Origin of the sequence: Streptomyces sp. A2-16 (assembly GCF_018128905.1) — a bacterium.
Lineage (GTDB): Bacteria > Actinomycetota > Actinomycetes > Streptomycetales > Streptomycetaceae > Streptomyces.
In genome coordinates this window covers 5,664,591-5,684,320 of record NZ_CP063808.1, presented here as the reverse complement: position 1 = coordinate 5,684,320, position 19,730 = coordinate 5,664,591, and the positions used below count along the sequence as shown (strand labels likewise).

The 19,730-nt window shown below is 71.6% G+C and carries 16 protein-coding genes; 11 read left to right on the top strand and 5 right to left on the bottom strand.

The window, feature by feature from the left end; genetic code table 11:
• Positions 1-2,406 (bottom strand): penicillin acylase family protein, encoded by a 2,406-nt coding sequence (locus IOD14_RS25475; RefSeq protein WP_123987137.1) that lies wholly within the window; start codon positions 2,404-2,406, stop codon positions 1-3.
• Positions 2,407-2,469: 63 nt separating this feature from the next.
• On the opposite strand from IOD14_RS25475, the gene IOD14_RS25470 reads away from it, so the two are divergent.
• Entirely contained in the window at positions 2,470-3,966 is a 1,497-nt protein-coding gene (locus IOD14_RS25470; RefSeq protein ID WP_123987136.1) for an acyl-CoA synthetase, read from the top strand.
• A 27-nt stretch (positions 3,967-3,993) separates the two neighbouring features.
• Here IOD14_RS25470 and IOD14_RS25465 read toward each other — a convergent pair whose 3' ends face one another.
• The gene (locus IOD14_RS25465; protein WP_123987135.1) at positions 3,994-4,374 is read right to left on the bottom strand and encodes a helix-turn-helix domain-containing protein; all 381 of its coding nucleotides are present in this window, start codon (positions 4,372-4,374) and stop codon (positions 3,994-3,996) included.
• Between the two features lie 141 nt (positions 4,375-4,515).
• Between IOD14_RS25465 and IOD14_RS25460 the strand changes: the two genes are divergently transcribed.
• Entirely contained in the window at positions 4,516-4,923 is a 408-nt protein-coding gene (locus IOD14_RS25460; protein WP_212671620.1) for a RidA family protein, read from the top strand.
• 38 nt (positions 4,924-4,961) lie between these two features.
• On the opposite strand, the gene paaK is transcribed toward IOD14_RS25460, so the two are convergent.
• Entirely contained in the window at positions 4,962-6,257 is a 1,296-nt protein-coding gene (paaK, locus tag IOD14_RS25455; protein WP_123987133.1) for a phenylacetate--CoA ligase PaaK, read from the bottom strand.
• 185 nt (positions 6,258-6,442) lie between these two features.
• Here paaK and IOD14_RS25450 point away from each other — a divergent pair, with 185 nt between their 5' ends.
• Positions 6,443-7,183, top strand: a complete 741-nt coding sequence (locus tag IOD14_RS25450; protein WP_212671619.1) for an alpha/beta hydrolase — start codon at positions 6,443-6,445, stop codon at positions 7,181-7,183.
• On the opposite strand, the gene IOD14_RS25445 is transcribed toward IOD14_RS25450, so the two are convergent.
• Both IOD14_RS25445 and IOD14_RS25440 read right to left on the bottom strand, forming a co-directional pair.
• Positions 7,161-8,915, bottom strand: coding sequence for a sulfatase (locus tag IOD14_RS25445; protein ID WP_249126057.1), 1,755 nt, complete (start codon positions 8,913-8,915; stop codon positions 7,161-7,163). The two genes, IOD14_RS25450 and IOD14_RS25445, sit on opposite strands and share 23 nt — an antisense overlap.
• A gap of 232 nt (positions 8,916-9,147) precedes the next feature.
• A complete protein-coding gene (locus IOD14_RS25440) occupies positions 9,148-10,761 on the bottom strand; it encodes an acyl-CoA synthetase (protein WP_123992478.1) in 1,614 nt (537 codons plus the stop codon).
• A gap of 177 nt (positions 10,762-10,938) precedes the next feature.
• On the opposite strand from IOD14_RS25440, the gene IOD14_RS25435 reads away from it, so the two are divergent.
• The 8 genes from IOD14_RS25435 (at position 10,939) to IOD14_RS25400 (ending at position 19,674) form a co-directional block, all read left to right on the top strand.
• Positions 10,939-11,739 (top strand): crotonase/enoyl-CoA hydratase family protein, encoded by an 801-nt coding sequence (locus IOD14_RS25435; protein ID WP_212671618.1) that lies wholly within the window; start codon positions 10,939-10,941, stop codon positions 11,737-11,739.
• A gap of 140 nt (positions 11,740-11,879) precedes the next feature.
• Entirely contained in the window at positions 11,880-12,821 is a 942-nt protein-coding gene (locus IOD14_RS25430; protein ID WP_212671617.1) for an OB-fold nucleic acid binding domain-containing protein, read from the top strand.
• The gene (locus tag IOD14_RS25425) at positions 12,818-13,882 is read left to right on the top strand and encodes a thiolase domain-containing protein (protein ID WP_123987128.1); all 1,065 of its coding nucleotides are present in this window, start codon (positions 12,818-12,820) and stop codon (positions 13,880-13,882) included. Before IOD14_RS25430 ends, IOD14_RS25425 begins: the two co-directional genes overlap by 4 nt.
• Positions 13,879-15,045, top strand: coding sequence for a thiolase domain-containing protein (locus IOD14_RS25420; RefSeq protein ID WP_123987127.1), 1,167 nt, complete (start codon positions 13,879-13,881; stop codon positions 15,043-15,045). Before IOD14_RS25425 ends, IOD14_RS25420 begins: the two co-directional genes overlap by 4 nt.
• A 95-nt stretch (positions 15,046-15,140) precedes the next feature.
• Positions 15,141-15,383, top strand: coding sequence for a DUF397 domain-containing protein (locus IOD14_RS25415; protein ID WP_053749912.1), 243 nt, complete (start codon positions 15,141-15,143; stop codon positions 15,381-15,383).
• A gap of 83 nt (positions 15,384-15,466) precedes the next feature.
• Positions 15,467-16,075: an ABATE domain-containing protein gene (locus tag IOD14_RS25410; RefSeq protein ID WP_212671616.1), complete on the top strand. Its 609-nt coding sequence runs from the start codon at positions 15,467-15,469 to the stop codon at positions 16,073-16,075.
• Positions 16,072-16,671 (top strand): hypothetical protein, encoded by a 600-nt coding sequence (locus tag IOD14_RS25405; RefSeq protein ID WP_123987125.1) that lies wholly within the window; start codon positions 16,072-16,074, stop codon positions 16,669-16,671. Before IOD14_RS25410 ends, IOD14_RS25405 begins: the two co-directional genes overlap by 4 nt.
• A 120-nt stretch (positions 16,672-16,791) precedes the next feature.
• Complete coding sequence (locus tag IOD14_RS25400; RefSeq protein ID WP_212671615.1) at positions 16,792-19,674, top strand: AAA family ATPase; 2,883 nt, start codon at positions 16,792-16,794, stop codon at positions 19,672-19,674.
• The last annotated feature ends 56 nt before the right edge of the window (positions 19,675-19,730 follow it).

Here is a 19,730-nt window from a genome sequence, read left to right as displayed (position 1 = left end):
TCACGAACGGACCCGGACGACCCTCAGCGCCGGTGACGACAGGACGTCCTTCTCGCAGAACCGGGACGTCACCCACCGTTCCGCCGAGAACAGCCGCGTCTGGTCGCTGAAGTGCGGCGAGTCCGGGTTCGAGGACTGGGAGTACGTCAGCAGGGTCCGGGCCACCGGACAGCGGCCGCCGTCCCAGCCCACCGCCTGGATGTAGCTGGACCCGGTCGACACCTCCGTGTATCCGCCGCCCGCCGGGTCCCACACCGGCTCGACCTTGTTCCACACGCCCAGCGACTCCGTGCCGCCAGGAACGGCGATGTGCTTTCCGTTCCGCACCACGAACTGGTGCTCGCCCAGACGGGAGGCCAACGGGATGCCGGCCGCCCTGAGTTCGGTGACGGTGTCCGCGAGGGCCGTCGAGAAGGCCGGTGCGGAGGTGTCGAGCGTGTTCGGTGTGCCCACCGGGTCGGCCGCCGAGAACGGCACCTTCCACAACTGGGCCGTGGGCAGCTTCCGCCACAGCCGGTCGAAGAGCAGCGCGCCCCGGCTGCCGGTGTTCGCGGTGCGGTCCCATCCCGCGAGCACCCCGCAGGCCTCACGGACGTCAACAGCCTTGCCGTCACTGCCCGTTGCCGTGCCGCCGGGCAACGCCGCACAGGCCTTCGCCGCGTCCGCCGCGACGAGGTCGCCCGCGGGCACCCGGTTGGCGAACTGCTGAGCCTGCAGATCCCGAACGGTCAGCTTCCCGCGCGCGGCCATCGCCGACACGTCCTCGAGAGCACCGCGCGTACGCATCGAACGCTGGGTGCCCACGGTGCCGAATACTCGCTCGTACCCGGTGATCGGACGCTCGGCATTGGCCAGCCAGGCGCTGTCGTTGGAGTTCTCCGCGTACGGCGCGTCCTTGAGCACCGGCATCCTCGCGGGCCCGAAGATCCCCGGCTGAACGGCGTCCGGATCACTGCCGAGCGCGCAGTCGCTCCGCGAGCCGTCGAGGACCGCCACTCCCGAGGCGGGGTAGGTCACCCTGCCCAGGGGGGTGGAGCAGCGCTGCGCCAGTTCGTCGGTGATCCGGGGCAGCACCTGGGACTGGGTGAACAGCGTGTGCCCCTGTGAGTCGGCGGCGATCGTGTTGACCCACGGCAGCCCCTGGGTGCGCTGCAGCGTCCCCAGCACATCGCTCGTGCTGCGGGACTTGCCGAAGCCGAGGGCGGTGTCGGAGCCGCGCAGGTTGGTGGCGTTCGGGTCGCCCAGGGCGTACGCCGTCGCGGTCGTCCAGGGCAGCGGCAGCGCGGCCCCGAGCGAGGTGACGACCGGGCCGTACCGTGTCCACCACTGGGTGCGCGTGACCGGTGCGCCGTCCTTCACGGCGACGGTGACCTTGCGTTCGGTCATCCGCTCCGGTCTGCCGTCCACCAGGTACGTGGTCGGGTCCGCCGGGTCCAGCGTGAGCTGGTGCAGGTTGAGGGTGATGCCGGTGGCCACGGTGTGGCTCCAGGCCACCCGCGCGTTGTGGCCGATGGAGATCGTCGCCGAACCGAGCAGGGAGCCGCCCGCGACGTTCAGTTCGCCGGGGATGGTCTGCTGCGACTGCCAGAAGCGGCGGCCGCCCTGCCAGGGGTAGTGCGGGTTGCCGAGCAGGAGCCCGCGGCCGTTCGCCGTCGTGGTCCCGCCGAAGGCCACGGCGTTGGAGCCCATGTCGGCGGAGTCGGCCGCGAACAGCTCCCGGGCCGCGCGGGCGGTGTCCCGGGCGTCCGGTGCGCCGGCCGCCGCAGCGGTGGACCCGGGCGGCCGCGCGGCGGTGATGCCGTCCACGGCCCGGCCCTGGCCCCCCAGCACGGCCAGGGCGAAGTTGCGCGCGGCCACGTCCTGGACCGACACCGGACGCACCCAGTCGGCACCCCGGCACGCCGGGTCGGTGATCCGGTTCTTCTTCAGCCAGGTGTTGTAGCCCGCCGCGAAGCCCCGCATCAGGTCCTTCACCGCACGGCTCGGACCGAGCGGGGCGGGCGTGGCCATCAGCTTCTCCACGGTCCCCGCCTCCCGCACCCCGCGGAAGTACAGGTCGCTGGAGACGTTCTTGGTGGCGGAGGAGAGCGCGGAGTCGGCGGCCGCGTCGGCCCCGAAGAAACGGGAACGCTCGCCGCGCACGGTCACGAACCCGTCGGCGAGCGTGCACACCTGGTCGGCGGCCTGCGCCCACCCGGTGCCGAAACCGAGGTCCGCGTAGTTCCTCGCGAGGATGTGCGGGATGCCGTACTCGGTGTAGCGGATGGTGGCGGACAGGCCGCCGTGGGACGGATGGCGCGTGTTCTGCTGTCTGTGCTGGTCCTGCGCGGCTGCGGCGGGCAGCGTGCCGACGGCGGCGAACAGGGCCACGGCCGCGACGACCGCGCGTCTGGGGCGGGTGCGCATCGTGCCTCCCAACGTCATTGAGGGAAGGAGCGGTTGAGCGTACCAACCGGTAGGTTGTCCCGTATGACGCCTGGACACGGCAGTACGGTTGACGGGGTGCTCCGCCGCAGCGCCCGGCGCACCCCGGCACGCGTCGCGGTGCAGTACGGCGAGCGCTCGTGGACGTACGAGGAACTCGACGACGCGGTGTCGCGCGCGGCGAGCGTGCTGCTCGGGGAAGGCCTCTCGCGCGGCGACCGGGTCGGCGCCTACGGCCACAACTCCGACGCCTACCTCATCGCGTTCCTGGCCTGCGCCCGTGCGGGCCTGGTGCATGTGCCGGTCAACCAGAACCTCACCGGGGACGATCTCGCGTACATCGTCGGCCAGTCGGGCAGTGCGCTGGTCCTCGCCGATCCCGACCTCGCCGCACGGCTCCCCGACGGCGTCCGTTCGGTGCCCCTGCGGGATGCGGACGACTCCCTCCTGGCACGGCTCGGCGCGACCCCGCCGTACGACGGCCCGGAGCCCCGCAGCGAGGACCTGGTCCAACTCCTGTACACCTCGGGGACGACGGCCCTGCCCAAGGGCGCGATGATGACCCACCGCGCCCTGGTGCACGAGTACCTGAGCGCGATCGCCGCCTGCGACCTGAGCGCGGGCGACCGTCCCGTGCACTCGCTGCCGCTGTACCACTCCGCGCAGATGCACGTCTTCCTGCTGCCGTATCTCGCGGTCGGCGCGACGAACACCATCCTCGACGCGCCCGACGGCGACCGGCTCTTCGACCTGATCGAACAGGGCCGCGCGGACAGTCTGTTCGCCCCGCCCACGGTGTGGATCGCCCTGTCCAACCGCCCCGACTTCGCCACCCGTGACCTCGGGGGACTGCGCAAGGCGTACTACGGTGCCTCGATCATGCCGGTGCCCGTCCTGGAGCGCCTCCGCGAGCGTCTGCCGAAGCTGGCCTTCTACAACTGCTTCGGCCAGAGCGAGATCGGCCCGCTGGCCACCGTCCTCGCGCCCGACGAGCACAAGGGACGGATGGACTCCTGCGGCCGCACCGTCCTGTTCGTCGACGCGCGGGTCGTCGACGAGGACGGCAAGGACGTGCCCGACGGCACGCCCGGCGAGATCGTCTACAGGTCACCGCAGTTGTGCGAGGGCTACTGGGACAAGCCCGAGGAGACCGAAGCGGCCTTCCGGGACGGCTGGTTCCACTCCGGCGACCTCGCGGTGCGGGACGCGCACGGCTACTTCACGATCGTCGACCGGGTGAAGGACGTCATCAACTCCGGTGGCGTGCTGGTCGCCTCACGTCAGGTCGAGGACGCGCTGTACACGCACGAGGCGGTCGCCGAGGTCGCGGTGATCGGGTTGCCCGACGAGCGCTGGATCGAGGCCGTCACGGCGGTCGTCGTCCCGCGCGGCGAGGTCACCGAGGCCGAACTCCTCGCTCACGTGCGGGAGAAGCTCGCCCACTTCAAAGCGCCCAAGCGGGTGCTGTTCGTGGACGAGCTGCCGCGGAACGCGAGCGGGAAGATCCTCAAGCGGGAGCTGCGGGACCGGTTCTCTCAGTGAGGCGGCGGTGAGGCCGTGCGCCGGCCGTCAGGTGTCGAAGCGGCGGCGGGCGGCCTCGATGTGGCCGAAGTACTGGTGGGTCCAGCCGCACATTCCGTCGACCGTTGCGCGCAGGGCTCGTCCCGGCTCGGTGAGGGTGTACTCGACCCGCGGCGGGACGGTGGGGTGCACGGTGCGCTCGACCAGGCCGTTGCGCTCCAGCATGCGCAGGTTCTGCGTGAGCATCTTGTGGCTGATGCCCTCGATCTCGTTCCGCAACTCGCTGAACCTCAGGGTGCGATCACCGAGCCCCTCGACGATGAGGAAGGCCCACTTGTTGGCGATGTCGGAGAAGATCTCCCGTGCCAGGGAGTCGGCACGCGCCAGATCCGCATCCTCCGGCGAGCCTGTGAGCTGCTTGGTCACCATAAGGTTCTCCAGTCACTGAAAAGTGCGTTCTTCCACGTCAGCGTCCACTCTCTTACGGTTCCTGAGTAACCACAAGAGAGTGAGCGCCCTGGCGGGCGTGCACGCGAGCCCACAGGCGCTCAGGACGAGGAGACAGGCGACATGGCCATCAACTTTGTGAACCCCATCGGACTGCCCAGGATCGACGTCTACCGGCAGGTGTCGGTCGCATCCGGGTCGAGACTGGTCTTTGTCGCAGGGCAGGTCGCCTGGGACGCCGAGGGAGTCACGATCGGCGAGGGCGACCTCACCGCCCAGGTCGAACAGAGCTATCTCAACGTCGGCACCGCCCTGGCCGAGGTCGGTGGCTCCTTCGACGACGTGGCGAAGCTGACCTTCTACGTCGTCGACTGGACGCCCGACAAGATGCCCTCGCTCCTGGAAGGGATCTCCCGGGCAGCCGCGAAGCTGGGGATCACCCCGGCCCCGCCGGCCACGCTGATAGGTGTCGCAGCACTGGACGTCCCCGAGCATCTGGTCGAGATCGAAGCCACCGCGGTCCTCGACTGAACAGCTGTTCTCTGTGCCACAGTTGCTGACCCACGCTCCTAGCGGGGCCGCTGGTCGACGATGCGGCGGATCTTGCCCACGGACCGCTCCAGGGACTCGGGTTCGACGATCTCGACGGCCACCGACACCCCGATGCCGTCCTTCACGGCCGCCGCGATGGCCCGGGCGGCGGCCGTGCGGGCCTCGGGCGTGGCCCCGGGCCGGGCCTCCGCGCGCACGGTGAGGGCGTCCAGACGGCCCTCACGGGTGAGCCGCAGCTGGAAGTGGGGCGCGACGCCCGGGGTGCGCAGGACGATCTCCTCGATCTGCGTGGGGAAGAGGTTCACCCCGCGCAGGATCACCATGTCGTCACTGCGGCCGGTCACCTTCTCCATCCGCCGGAACACCCGGGCCGTGCCGGGCAGCAGCCGGGTCAGATCCCGGGTCCGGTAGCGGATGACGGGCATGGCCTCCTTGGTGAGCGAGGTGAACACCAGCTCGCCCTCCTCGCCGTCCGGCAGGACCTCCCCGGTGATCGGGTCGACGATCTCGGGGAAGAAGTGGTCCTCCCACACATGGAGCCCGTCCTTGGTCTCCACGCACTCCTGCGCGACACCCGGGCCGATCACCTCCGACAGCCCGTATATGTCCACGGCGTCGATCGCGAACCGCTCCTCGATCTCCCGGCGCATCTCCTCCGTCCAGGGCTCGGCACCGAAGACGCCCACGCGCAGGGAGGTGCTCCGCGGATCGACACCCTGCCGCTCGAACTCGTCGAGCAGTGTGAGCATGTACGACGGGGTCACCATGATGATCCGGGGCTCCAGGTCCTGGATGAGCTGGACCTGGCGGGCCGTCATGCCGCCGGACGCGGGGACGACCGTGCAGCCGAGCCTTTCGGCGCCGTAGTGCGCGCCGAGGCCGCCGGTGAACAGTCCGTAGCCGTACGCCACATGGACCACGTCACCGGGCCGGCCGCCCGCGGCCCGGATGGAACGCGCCACCATGTCCGCCCACAGGTCCAGGTCGTTGTCGGTGTAGCCGACGACCGTGGGGCGCCCGGTGGTGCCGCTGGAGGCATGGATGCGGCGCACATGGTCCCGGGGCACGGCGAACATCCCGTACGGATAGTGCTCGCGCAGGTCCGCCTTGGTCGTGAACGGGAACCTGGCCAGATCGGCCAGGGACCGGCAGTCGTCCGGCCGGACGCCCGCCTTGTCGAAGGACTCCCGGTAGAAGGGCACATGCTCGTACGCGTGCCGCAGCGAGGCCCGCATCCGCTCCAGCTGCAGCGCCCGCAACGCCCCGGCGTCCAGCCGTTCCCCCGAGTCCAGCAGCTCCGCCGCATCCGCCATCGGAACGTCCCTTCCGCCCGCCACGTCGTCGAGTCGACCGATCATTCGGTCGAGGTGCTGGAGATCAGTAATCCAGCCGACCCGGCTCGAAGCAAGGGGTGTGTCCGCAGTGTACGGCTGTCCGGCGCTCTGCCCTGGGCAGAGGCGGACCCCGGCAGGCAGCCGCTCCGCCTAGGTTCCCCGGTATGGACACCGTGAAGGCCAACGGCATCACTCTCGCGTACCGCGCGTGGGGGCCCGAGGACGCGCCGCCCGTGCTGCTGCTGCACTGCCGGGGCGCCGACGGGGCGGACTGGACACAGATCGCCGAGCGGCTCGCCACGGGAGCGCGCCCGCGCCGCGTGTACGCACCGGATCTGCGGGGGCACGGCCGCAGCGACTGGCCCGGCAGGGGAACGGAAGCGGGGGCCGGGGAGTACGCGTACGAAGCGATGCGCGACGACATGCTCGGCTTCGTGGCCGCGCTCGGTCTCGACCGTGTCGACGTCGTCGGCCACTCGCTCGGCGGGGCCGTCGCCTACCTGCTGGCGCAGCAGGCCCCGCACGTCGTACGGCGGCTGGTCCTGGAGGACGTGCCCGCTCCGATGCCCCTCGATCCGCCGCGGCCGCCCGCCCCCGCCCCGGACACCGACCCGCCCTTCGACCGGGCCATGCTGCGGGCCACCGACGAGCAGCGCAACGTCCCCGATCCGCTGTGGTGGGACCACATGGGGCGGATCACCATGCCCACGCTCCTCATCGGGGGTGGTCCCACCAGCGCGATCCCCCAGGAGGAGGTCGAGCTGCTCGCCTCCGTGATCCCCGACTCCCGGCTGGTGACCGTGGGCGGAGGCCATCTGGTGCACGAGGCCAGACCGCGCGAGTTCTTAGCCGCCGTGACGCCCTTCCTGGAAGGGCCCGGCGTCACTTCGCGAACGCCGTCATGAAGCGGTCGCGGAACTTGTCCATGCCCCACACGGGCGCGTTGTCGGCGGGCTTGAGGCCGTCCGTCCAGTTCCAGTCGGCGACCCGGTCCAGCACCTTCGGGTCCTTGGCGACGATCGTGATCGGTACGTCCTTGCTGGTGGAGCCCTTGGTGACGGTCGGCACCGGCTGGTGGTCGCCCAGGAAGACGAGGACCGTGTTCTCGTCGCCGTAGCGCTGCATCCACTGGGTCAGGCTGTCCACGGAGTACTGGATGGCCTTGCGGTACTCGGTGCGCACCCGCTCCTGGCTCTTCCAGACCTCGGTCGGGTTCGTGCCCTCCTTCTTGATCTGCTCGAAGACCGAGCCGTCACCGAGGTCGTTCCAGTCGATCATGTGCGCGATCGGCGACCAGGGGTTGTGGCTGGAGGCCAGGATGATCTCCGCCATGATCGGGTCGCGGTTCTTCTTGCCGTGCTCCAGCTTCTGGAAGGCCTCCAGGCTGAACTGGTCCGGCACGGGCGTCCAGCTGAAGTAGGGGCCCTTGTAGCCGAGGTGCGTGGAGTCGTAGATGTGGTCCAGGCCGAAGTACTTGCCCTCCGGCCAGGACTTGCGCACGCCCGGCACGATGCCCACCGTGCGCCAGGCGCCGGTCTTGCGGAAGTAGCTGGTGAGGGTGGCACGGTCGCTGGAGGTGAGGTTGAGGTACCGCTGCTGGTTCTTGACCCACAGGCCGGACAGGAACGTCGAGTGGGCCATCCAGCTGCCGGCGCCCGTCACGGGGGAACTCAGCCAGCCGCTGCGCGAGGCGAAGCCGGCGGACTTGAGCGTCGCGTCGCCCTGCTTGAGCGTCGCGTCGATCTCCGGTGCCATCGCCGGGTCGTCGATCGCGACCCGGCCGTAGCTCTCGATGAAGGTGAACAGGACGTCCTTGCCGCGCAGCCCGGTCAGCAGCTGGTCGGGAGGGGTGGCGGCGAAGGCGTCGACGGCCGACTCCTTCTCGAAGACCTTGGCGTCCCCCAGTCCGTTGCGCACGTGCTGCACACGGTTGGCGAGGAACTCGGTGTTCCCCTTGGTGGCGAACGAGACACCCCCGAACTGCACGCCCACCGTGAAGCAGGTGACCCACACCGTGCCGAGGACGAGAGTGGTGCCCACGGCCGTCTGACGGTGCCGGGACATCAGGTTCGTCAGCCGGACCATGGCCCAGGTGCACAGCGCGAGCAGGGCGAGGAACAGGACGATCACGCCGGTCACCGCGAGCACCTCGCCGGTGCGGCCGAAGGACTCCCGGAGCCAGTCCGTCGCGTTGCCCAGCATGATCCAGTCGAAGACCAGGTCGAACGGCCGGGCCAGGGTCTGGTAGAAGCCCATGTCCATGAACTTCAGGACGGTGAACAGTCCGAGGAACAGCCCGAAGAGGACCGCCGCGATCCGCCGCGCCCTGGGCGGCAGCACCAGGAGGACGGCCGCGATGACGATCGCCTCCACGGGAAGCCGGAAGAACGACCGGAGGTTCATGTGGTCGAGCCGGTTGGGGAAGAGCAGCACGAGCAGCACCAGAAGACCGGCCAGCACGCTCGTCCCCACGGACACACCACGAGCCGTACGGGGGTAGCGGCGGCGCCAGCCGAACCAGCCGGGGCGGGGCGAGTCGGGTACGTCCGCGGAGCTGGGTTCATCCACCTCCTGGGCCGACGGGGTCGCCGCCACCTCCTGGGCCGAAGCGGTCGCCTCTGCGGCCTCCTCCGTCACTTCCTCCCCCGTCGCACCCTCACTGTCCGCATCTCTCTCGTCCCCAGCGGTACCCGGCAGTTGGCGAGAGCGAGTGAAGAGCGACACCCGGTGGTCCTTCCGTGCGGTCTTGCTGTGACGTGCGGTCCTGCCGCGACGGCATGACGAACAGGGCCCGGTGACCGAGCCTGCCACCACCAGTACGGTCGCACGTCACGTTCGGTTCAATCGCACGCGGGTCGGGATCGGGCACTCACCGGTCCGCCGCCACCGCCACCTTCTGCGCCCACCGGTAGTCCGCCTTGCCGCTCGGGGACCGCCGGATGGACTCGGCCACGACCAGCTGGCGCGGCACCTTGTAGCCCGCGAGCCGCGTCCGGCAGTGCGTCTGGAGCTCGTCCAGGGACATCGTGCGCGCCCCCTCGCGCAACTGCACCACGGCGGCCACATGGTGCCCCCACTTCACGTCCGGTACCCCGGCCACGAGGGCGTCGTACACGTCCGGATGCGCCTTGAGCGCCTGCTCGACCTCCTCCGGGTACACCTTCTCGCCGCCCGTGTTGATGCACTGCGAGCCCCGGCCGAGGACGGTGACGACCCCGTCCTCGTCCACGGTGGCCATGTCACCGAGGAGCACCCACCGCTCGCCGTCCTTCTCGAAGAAGGTCTCGGCGGTCTTGCGGGGGTCGTTGTAGTAGCCGAGCGGCACATGGCCGCACTGCGCGACCCGGCCCACCTCGCCCACGGCCACGGGCTCGTGCGTCGCGGGGTCGACCACCTGGGTGCGGGAGTTGACCCGGACACGGAAGCCGCGCTCCGGCCCGGAGTCCTCCGTCGCGGTCCCGTTGAAGCCGGACTCGGAGGAGCCGAAGTTGTCGAGCAGCATGGCGTTCGGGACGAGTGCGCGGAACTGCCGGCTCACCGTGTCCGACATGATCGCGCCCGAGGACGACACACTGAACACCGACGACATGTCGGTGCCCTTCATCGGCCCTTCCAGCGCGTCGATGAGGGGCCGCAGCATCGCGTCCCCCACCAGTGACATCGCGTTGACCTTCTCCGCCTCGACGGTGCGCAGGACCTCCTCGGGCACGAACTTGCGGTGCAGCACCACCCGTTGGCCGAAGTTGAAGCCGATGAGCGTCGTCAGCGTGGAGGTCCCGTGCATCAGCGGGGGAGTGGGGAAGAAGGTGATGCCCGCCCCGCCCGCGGCGACCCGCTCGGCGAGCTCCTCGGGCCGCTTGACCGGCTCACCGGTGGGTGCTCCGCCGCCCAGCCCCGAGAAGAACAGGTCCTCCTGACGCCACATCACTCCCTTGGGCATCCCGGTGGTGCCGCCCGTGTAGATGATGAACTGGTCGTCGGGCGAGCGCGCCGGGAATCCCCGGTCGGGGGAGCCGGAAGCCTCCGCGTCCGCGAAGTCCACCGCCGACAGCCCACCCGGCTCACCGCCTCCCACCCGCACCAGCCGGCGCAGTCGTTCCGTGTGCGGCAGCGCGGCCGCCACCCGATCCGTGAACTCGGCGTCGAAGACCAGACCCACCAGATCCGCGTCCCGGTAGAGGTAGACCAACTCCTCTTCCACATAGCGGTAGTTGACGTTGACCGGGACGATCCGCGCCTTCAGGCAGCCCAGCAGCGTCTGTACGTACTCCACCCCGTTGTAGAGGTGCAGTCCGACGTGCTCGCCGGCCTGCACCCCGCTGTCGAGCAGATGGTGAGCGATGCGATTGGCGGCGGCGTCCAGCTCCGCGTACGTCAGGCGGCGCTCCGCGCCCGTACCGGGAATGTCGAGGTACGCGAGCGCCTCACGGTCCGGCACCACGTCGACGACCGACTCGAACAGGTCGGCAAGGTTGTACTCCACCGGTTCCTCCTGACCCGACGCGGCCTGGCTGTTGGACGGTTCGCCGGTCATCAGAGCAAAGGGCGGCGTGACTGTGAAGGGTTCGCGCGAAGAAATCTGACTGTCTGTCAGAAAACCCTTGAAGTGCATCGGCGCCTCCTGCAACCTGTTCTCGTTCTGGCAGAGGGGAGACGGGCGATGGGTGGGACGGAACACCTCGACATCCAGCGTGAGGGCGCCACACTGGTGCTCACGCTCAACAGGCCGGAGGCGAAGAACGCGCTCTCGTTGCCGATGCTGGTCGGCCTGTACGACGGCTGGGTGGAGGCGGACGCGGACGACTCGATCCGCTCGGTCGTCCTCACCGGCGCCGGCGACTCGTTCTGCGCCGGCATGGACCTCAAGGCCCTCGCGGGCAGGAGCACGGGCGGCGAGCAGTACCGGGACCGGCTGACCGCCGACCCGGACCTGCACTGGAAGGCGATGCTGCGCCACCACCGACCCCGCAAACCGGTGATCGCGGCGGTCGAGGGCTACTGCGTGGCGGGCGGCACCGAGATCCTCCAGGGCACCGACATCCGGGTCGCCGGCGAGTCGGCGACCTTCGGCCTCTTCGAGGTGAAGCGCGGCCTGTTCCCGATCGGCGGCTCCACGGTCCGGCTGCAACGCCAGATCCCGCGCACCCACGCGCTGGAGATGCTCCTCACCGGCCGCCCCTACACCGCGGAGGAGGCCGCCGGCATCGGTCTGATCGGGCATGTCGTCCCCGACGGCACGGCACGCGCCAAGGCCCTGGAGATCGCCGAACTGATCAACGCCTGCGGCCCGTTGGCCGTCGAGGCGGTCAAGGCCTCGGTCTACGAGACCGCCGAGATGACCGAGACCGAGGGACTCGCCGCCGAACTGAAGCGGGGCTGGCCGATCTTCGACACCGCCGACGCGAAGGAGGGTGCCCGCGCCTTCGCGGAGAAGCGGCCGCCCGACTACAGGCGTGCGTAGCGCCGCGCCGGCTCGGGCCGGTTCACGGCCGCGGGTCCGCTGTGGCCGGTCGCGCCCACGCGGCGGAGCCGCAGATGTCACCGCCCCGCGCCCCCGAGGGCGCGTCCCCCGCACCGACCTCCCAAGGAGGCACGCCCCTGATGCCTGACGTACTCAAAGCTCCCCTGGTCGTCGAGTTTCCCTTCACCCGCTCTCTCGGGCCCGTGCAGAGTGCCTTCCTGACCGGTCTGCGGGAACGCGTGGTCCTCGGCGTGAGGACCCGCGACGGACGCACCCTGGTCCCGCCCGTCGAGTACGACCCCGTCACCGCCGAGGAGATACGCGACCTCGTCCACGTCGGTGCCACCGGCACTGTCACCACCTGGGCCTGGAACCACGAGCCCCGGCGCGGGCAGCCGTTGGACACGCCCTTCGCCTGGGTCCTGGTGAGGCTCGACGGCGCCGACACCGCCCTGCTGCACGCCCTCGACGCCCCGGGGCCCGACGCCGTCCGCACCGGCATGCGCGTCCGCGTCCGGTGGGCCGAGGAGCGCACCGGCGCCATCACCGACATCGCCTGCTTCGAGCCGTACGACGGAGACGATTCCGAAGTCACCTTCCATGCGGGCGAGTTCGCGGATCCCGTCCACGGCATCGTCGCCCAGGCCCGCCTCGACTACACCTACTCACCGGGCCGCGCCCAGACCGCCTACATCAACGCCCTCGCCGAGCGGCGGGCCGTCGGCGAGCGCTGCCCCTCCTGCCGCAAGGTGTACGTGCCGCCCAGGGGCGCCTGTCCCACCTGCGGTGTCGCCACGTCGGAGCAGGTGGAAGTGGGGCCGGCGGGCACGGTCACGACCTTCTGCATCGTCAACATCAAGGCGAAGAACCTCGACATCGAAGTGCCGTACGTCTACGCCCACATCGCCCTCGACGGCGCCGACCTCGCGCTGCACGGCCGGATCGGCGGCATCCCGTACGACCAGGTGCGCATGGGCCTGAGGGTCGAGCCGGTGTGGACCGAGGGCGGCCGCTACCCGGACCACTACCGGCCCACCGGCGAACCGGACGCGGACTACGAGACCTACAAGGAGCTCCTGTGACCAGCGAAGCCTCCCCGGGGCGCCGCGAGATCGCCGTCGTGGCCTTCGCCCAGTCCGACACCCTGCGCTCCACCGCGGAACTCTCCGAGGTGGAGATGCTCATGCCGGTCCTGCACGACGTCCTGGCCCAGACCGGCCTGAAGACCGCGGACATCGGTTTCACCTGCTCGGGCTCCTGCGACTACCTCGCCGGGCGCGCCTTCTCCTTCACCCTGGCCCTCGACGGCGTGGGGGCCTGGCCCCCCATCTCCGAGTCGCACGTCGAGACGGACGGGGCGTGGGCGCTGTACGAGGCGTGGACCAAGCTGCTGTCCGGGGACGCGGACACCGCGCTCGTGTACTCCTACGGCAAGTCCTCGCCCGGTTCCCTGCGCGACGTGCTCACCCGGCAGCTCGACCCGTACTACGTCGCCCCCCTGTGGCCCGACTCCGTCGCCCTCGCCGCCCTCCAGGCCCAGGCGCTCATCGACGCGGGCGACACGGACGAGCGCGAGCTGGCGGCGATCGGCGCCCGCAGCCGCACGACCGACAACCCCCGCGCACAGCTCAAAGGCCCTGTGCCGCAGGGGGACTACCTCGTACGACCGTTGCGCAGGGGAGACTGTCCGCCGATCGGCGACGGGGCCGCCGCCGTCATCCTCGCGGCGGGGGAGCGGGCCCGGGAGCTGTGCGAACGCCCCGCCTGGATCCGTGGCATCGACCACCGCATCGAGGCGCACTCGCTCGGCGTCCGCGACCTGACCGACTCGCCCTCCGCTCGCCTCGCCGCCGAGCGGGCCGGAGCCTTCGAACGGCCCGTCGACACAGCCGAGTTGCACGCGCCGTTCACCTCGCAGGAGGTGGTCCTGCGCAAGGCCCTGGGGCTCGGCGACAGCACGCGGATCAACCCGTCCGGCGGCGCCCTCGCCGCGAACCCCATGATGGCCGCCGGGCTCGCCCGCATCGGCGAGGCCGCCGTCCGCATCCACCGGGGCGAGTCCGACCGGGCCCTCGCCCACGCCACCTCCGGGCCCTGCCTCCAGCAGAACCTGGTCGCCGTACTCGAAGGGGATCCCCGATGAGCAAGGAGCCCGTGGCCGTCGTAGGCATCGGCCAGACCAAGCACGTCGCGGCCCGGCGGGACGTGTCGATCGCCGGTCTTGTCCGGGAGGCGGCCGGGAGGGCGCTCGAGGACGCCGAGCTGACCTGGGCCGACGTCGACGCCGTGGTGATCGGCAAGGCGCCCGACTTCTTCGAGGGCGTCATGATGCCGGAGCTGTACCTGGCCGACGCGCTCGGCGCGGTGGGCAAGCCGATGCTGCGGGTGCACACGGCGGGCAGCGTGGGCGGCTCCACGGCGCTGGTCGCCGCGAACCTGGTGGCGGCCCGGGTCCACGGCACCGTGCTCACCCTGGCCTTCGAGAAGCAGTCCGAGTCCAACGCCATGTGGGGCCTGTCCCTGCCGATCCCCTTCCAGCAGCCCCTGCTGGCCGGGGCGGGCGGCTTCTTCGCGCCGCACGTGCGCGCGTACATGCGGCGCACCGGCGCGCCCGACACGGTCGGCTCCCTGGTGGCGTACAAGGACCGCCGCAACGCGCTCAAGAACCCGTACGCGCATCTGCACGAGCACGACATCACGCTGGAGAAGGTCCAGGCCTCGCCCATGCTCTGGGATCCGATCCGCTATTCGGAGACCTGCCCGTCCTCCGACGGCGCCTGCGCGATGGTGCTCACCGACCGTGCGGGTGCCGCCCGCGCGCCCCGGCCGCCGGCCTGGATGCTGGGCGGCGCGATGCGCAGCGAGCCGACCCTGTTCGCCGGCAAGGACGCCGTGTCGCCCCAGGCCGGCAAGGACTGCGCGGCCGACGTGTACCGGCAGGCGGGGATCGCCGACCCGCGCCGGGACATCGACGCGGTCGAGATGTACGTGCCGTTCTCCTGGTACGAGCCCATGTGGCTGGAGAACCTCGGCTTCGCCGACGAGGGAGAGGGCTGGAAACTCACCGAGGCCGGGGTCACCGAGCTGGACGGGGACCTGCCCGTCAACATGTCGGGCGGGGTGCTGTCCACCAATCCGATCGGCGCCTCCGGCATGATCCGCTTCGCGGAGGCCGCCCTCCAGGCCCGCGGACAGGCCGGGGAACACCAGGTGGAGGGCGCCCGCAAGGTGCTCGGGCACGCCTACGGCGGCGGATCGCAGTTCTTCTCCATGTGGCTCGTGGGGTCTGAGCCCCCTGATGCGTGAACCGACTCCTGAAAGGTCCCCCTCACGTGGCCTGTCGGCGGTCCGGGTCGATCGCTAGGCTGGCCGCGGACGACGCAATCGGGAGGAGCACGGACGTGGCCGAGACCACCATCCAGCAGCAGCCGCTCATGGGCTGGGACAAGCCGGAGCTGGACCTGAGCAACGCCGATTGGCACTCGAGCAGCCGCGGTCTGGGGGATGTCCAGATCGCCTTCGTCGAGGGGTTCATCGCGATGCGCAACAGCGGCCGCCCGGAGAGCCCCTCCCTGATCTTCACGCCCGCGGAGTGGGGCGCGTTCGTGTCGGGGGCCCGGGAAGGAGAGTTCGACCTCACCTGAGGGTGAGCGCGAGGGGGCCTGGGCGGGACGATCCCGCCGATGACAGCGCGTTAATGGATGCGGCGGCTCCTATCATTAGCCGTATGCAGGACACGACCAACGCCGACACCCGCCTCGCTCTGGACCTGGCCCTCACCGTCCGGCACGACGGGCACGGCGGCGTCGCCGACGACCTGAGCGACCCCGCCGGTCTCACCGCCTGGGTCCGGGAGCGCGCCGACGCGCTGCCGGGCTGCTCGGACTTCGCCGCCGACGAGACGACCCTCGGCGCCGTGCGCGACCTGCGGGCCGCCGTCCGCGCGCTCTTCGCCCGCGCCGTGCGCCCCGGCGAGCCCAGCCCCGCCGACGCGGCCCGCCTCCTGCCCGTGCCCGAGGCCCTCACCCGCCTCAACACGGCCGCCGCCCGCACTCCCACCGTCCCCGTGCTGCACTGGAGGGACGACGCCGAACCCGTCGTGCACCGGCAGCCGTCGCCGCGGGGAACCGACCTCACGGCCGAACTCGCGCAGGCCGCCATCGCCTTTCTCTCCGGAGCGGACCGGCGACGGCTGCGCGCCTGCCATGCCCCGCGCTGCGTGCGCTACTTCCTGAAGGATCACCCGCGGCAGGAGTGGTGCAAGCCCTCCTGCGGCAACCGCGCCCGGGTGGCACGGCATCATGAGCGTCACCGGAAGCAGGGCGAGGGGGCGTGACCTCGAAAGCGGCCGGACGGCGGTTCAGGAAGGCCGAACGGCTGCGGGCGTTCCGTCGCACACAGCGCGAGAAGCAGGTGAGACAGCGGGGCGAACGGCTCCGTTCGGCCTTCGCCGCCCTCGTGTGCCTCACGTTCGGCGCGGTGCTCACCGGCTACTGCGGCCTGATGCTCGCCGGTGCCGTGGGCCTGTCCGGGACCCCGGGACGCCTGCGGGTCGACTCGTGCGCGGTGGTGCGCATGGACAGCAAGCCCACCACCGAGTGCCGCGGTGAACTGCTGTCGGCCGACGGCCGCTCGGTCGACACCGACGCGGTCATCGAGGCCGATGCCCGCGTCGGATCGACGATCGCCGTACGCGACCTGCCACTGGCCGGGCTCGAGACGCTCGGCCTCAGGGCGATCACGGGCTGGGCGGCCCTCACGGCGACGGGGCTCCTCGTCCTCTGCCTCGGGACCGTCATGGCGCTCACCGCGTGCGGCCGGAGCGCCGCCGCGACAGCAGGGTCGCGCCACGGCTTCCACCTGGCCGTGGTCGCCGGCGCCGGCGGGCTCGTCCACCTCCTGACCGTGCTCTGCGAACACCTCTTCCAGTGAGGGCCCGAGTGAGCCGAGACGGGCCCGCCCGGCACCCCGGAGGCGTACGCTGAGGTGCCTGTAGGTCACGGTGTGCGCTCGCTCCCCGCGCGGGTGTGCCACCGTGACGGGGGGTGCGCCATGGTGCAGCGCAGTGGTCGCAGCAGAAAAACTCTCCTGGAGCGGGAGAGCGAACTCGCCGCCGTCGACGAGGCGTTGGGAGAGCTCACCGGGCTGCGCACGGACGGTGCCGAACCGGACGGACGCCCCCGCGGCGCGCTGCTCGCCGTCGCGGGCCGGCCCGGCATCGGCAAGACGACCCTGCTCACCGAGGTCCGCCGCCGCGCCGCCGCCCGGGGCTGCACCGTCCTGGCCGCCCGCGGCGGCGACCAGGAACAGCGGGTCGCCTTCCACGTCGCCCGACAGCTTCTCCAGCCCCAGTTCGCCGGCGCGGGCGAGGCCGACCTCCGTGCCCAGCTGGGCAGTTGGTACGACATCGTCGGCCCCGCACTCGGCCTGTGCGCCCCGACCGACGGCGCGCCCCCCGACCCGCAGGGCCTGCGCGACGGACTCGACTGGGTGCTCACCCACCTGGTCGTGCTGCGCGCACCGATGGTGCTGGTGCTCGACGACGCCCACTGGGCCGACCCCGAGTCCCTGGGCTGGCTGGCCGCCTTCGCACCCCGCGCCGAGGAACTCCCGCTGCTGGTCGTGGTCGCCTACCGGCCCGACGAACTCCCCGACCACGCCGAGGCGTTCAGGGCCCTGCCGGGCCGGGCCGGCGGACGTCCGCTCGACCTGGAACCGCTCAGCGCCGTCGCCGTGGCCCGCCTCGTGCGGGAGACCCTCGGCGCACACGCCGACGACGCGTTCTGCCGGGAATGCTGGGCCGTCACCGCGGGCAACCCCTTCGAGACGGTCGAACTCACCGCCAAGGTGCACGACCGCGGGGTCACCCCGACCGAGGACGCGGCGCACCTCCTGCGGGACCTCGCCGCCGCGGTCAAGGGCAGCGGCCTGGTCGCCCGCCTCGAACGTCTCGGCACCTCGACGGTCCGCTTCGCCTGGGCCTGCGCGGTCCTCGGCACCGAGATCCACCCCCAGCTCGCCGCCGCCGTCGCCGGACTCGGGCACGAGGAGGCCGCCGACGCGGCCGACGCCCTGCGCGGCGCACGCATCCTCACCGGCGTCGAATCCCTCGAGTTCGTCCACCCGCTCATCGCCACCGCCGTCTACCGGGCCATCCCGTCCGGCTTCCGCGTCGCCCTGCACGGCCAGGCCGCCTGGTGCGTCGTGGACGACGGACGGGGTCCCGCCGCTGCTGCCCGCCACCTCCTGGAGACCCACCCCGACGGCGACCCCTGGGTCGTCCAGCAACTGCGCGCCGCCGCGGCCGAGACCCTGCGCTCCGGCGCCCCCGACGCCGCCCGCAGCTATCTCGCCCGCGCCCTGCGCGAGCCCCCGCCCTTCGAGGACCGGGCCGCCGTCCTGTACGAACTGGGCAGCGCCTCCCTGCTCACCGAGCCGGCCACTACCGTCAACCACCTGCGGGCCGCCCTCGAGGAACCCATCGCCGAACCCGACCTGCGCCACCGCATCGTCTACCGGCTCTCCCAGGTCCTCGCCCACAGCGACCACCTCGCCGAGGCCTCCGAGACCCTCGCCCACGAGATCAAGGTCACCGACGACGCCCGCGTCAAGCTCCGCATGATCTCCGAGCAGTTCATGTGGGACGCCTTCCGCGCCGACGAACCCGACCACCCCTCCCGCTCCCGCCGCATGGCCAGGCTCGCCGACCGTCTCGCCGGCCGCGACCTCACCGAGCGGTACATCATCGGCCTGCGCACCTGGGACGCCGTCCTGCGCGGCGAACCCGCCCACATCGCCCTGCACCACGCCGAGCGCGCGCTCACCGGCGGCCTCGGCTGGGCCGAGCCCGACCGCGGCTTCGAGGTGCCCGTCCTGGTCGCCCTCGCCTTCACCTACGCCGACCGCCCGGGCCGCACCGAGGAGCTCTTCGCCGCCGGGATCGCCGACTTCGAACGCCAGGGCTGGCGCGGCGCCCACCTCTCCTTCGCCTACACCCTGCTCGCCTACGTCCGCTTCCGCCGGGGCCGCCTGGCCGAGGCAGAGGACTTCGTCCGCGCCGGGCTGCGCCTGGCCGAGCGCGTCGGGCCGGGCACCCCGGCCCACTGGTACGCCGTCGGCATCCTGATCGAGGTCCTCCTGGCCCGCGGCCGCGTCAACGAGGCCGCGCAGATCGCCGAGGACTACTCGTTCTGCGCTCCCTTCCCGGCCGCGGTGGTCTTCCCGGACGCCCAGACCGTGCGCGGCGAACTGCTGCTGGCACGCGGCCTGACCAAGGACGCGGCCGCCGAACTGGCCGCCGCCGGACGCCGCCTGGAGCCGCGCGGCGTCCGCAACCCCGCGTGGTGCCCCTGGCAGCTCCACCTGGCCCGCGCCGAGAGCCACGACACCCCCGACCGCGCGGTCGCCACCGCCCTCGAAGCGGTCGCGCGAGCCCGCCAGTTCGGCGCCCCGTCCGCGGTCGGCCAGGCGCTGCGGCTGGCCGCCGAGGTCTGTTCGGGCTCGGCCCGCGTGAAGCTCCTGGAGGAGTCCGTGACCCACCTGGAGCGCTCCCCGGCCGCGTACGAACTCGCCTGCGCGCTGGTGGCCCTGGGCACGGAACTGCGCCGCACGGGCCGTACCCGGGAAGCCGCGGAACTCCTCTACCGCGGCCTGGACACGGCCGTGCAGTGCGGCGCCGACGCCCTGGTGGAGACGGCCCGCGACGAACTCACGGCCGCGGGCCTGCGCCCCCGACGCCTGCACAGCACGGAGACGGACACCCTCACGGCGCGCGAGCGCGCGGCGGCGGGCCTTGCCGCGCGGGGGCGCACCGAGGGGGAGATCGCGAAGGAGCTCGACATCGACCAGCAGGCCGTGGTCCGGCTGCTCTCGGCGGTCTGCCGGAAACTGGGAACGGACCGTACCGGTCTGGGAGCGGTGAGTGGTTCCGCCTGACCGGCGCGGCCGGGTCGATGCGGAGCCCTTGGCCTGCACCCGCACGAGACCCTCGG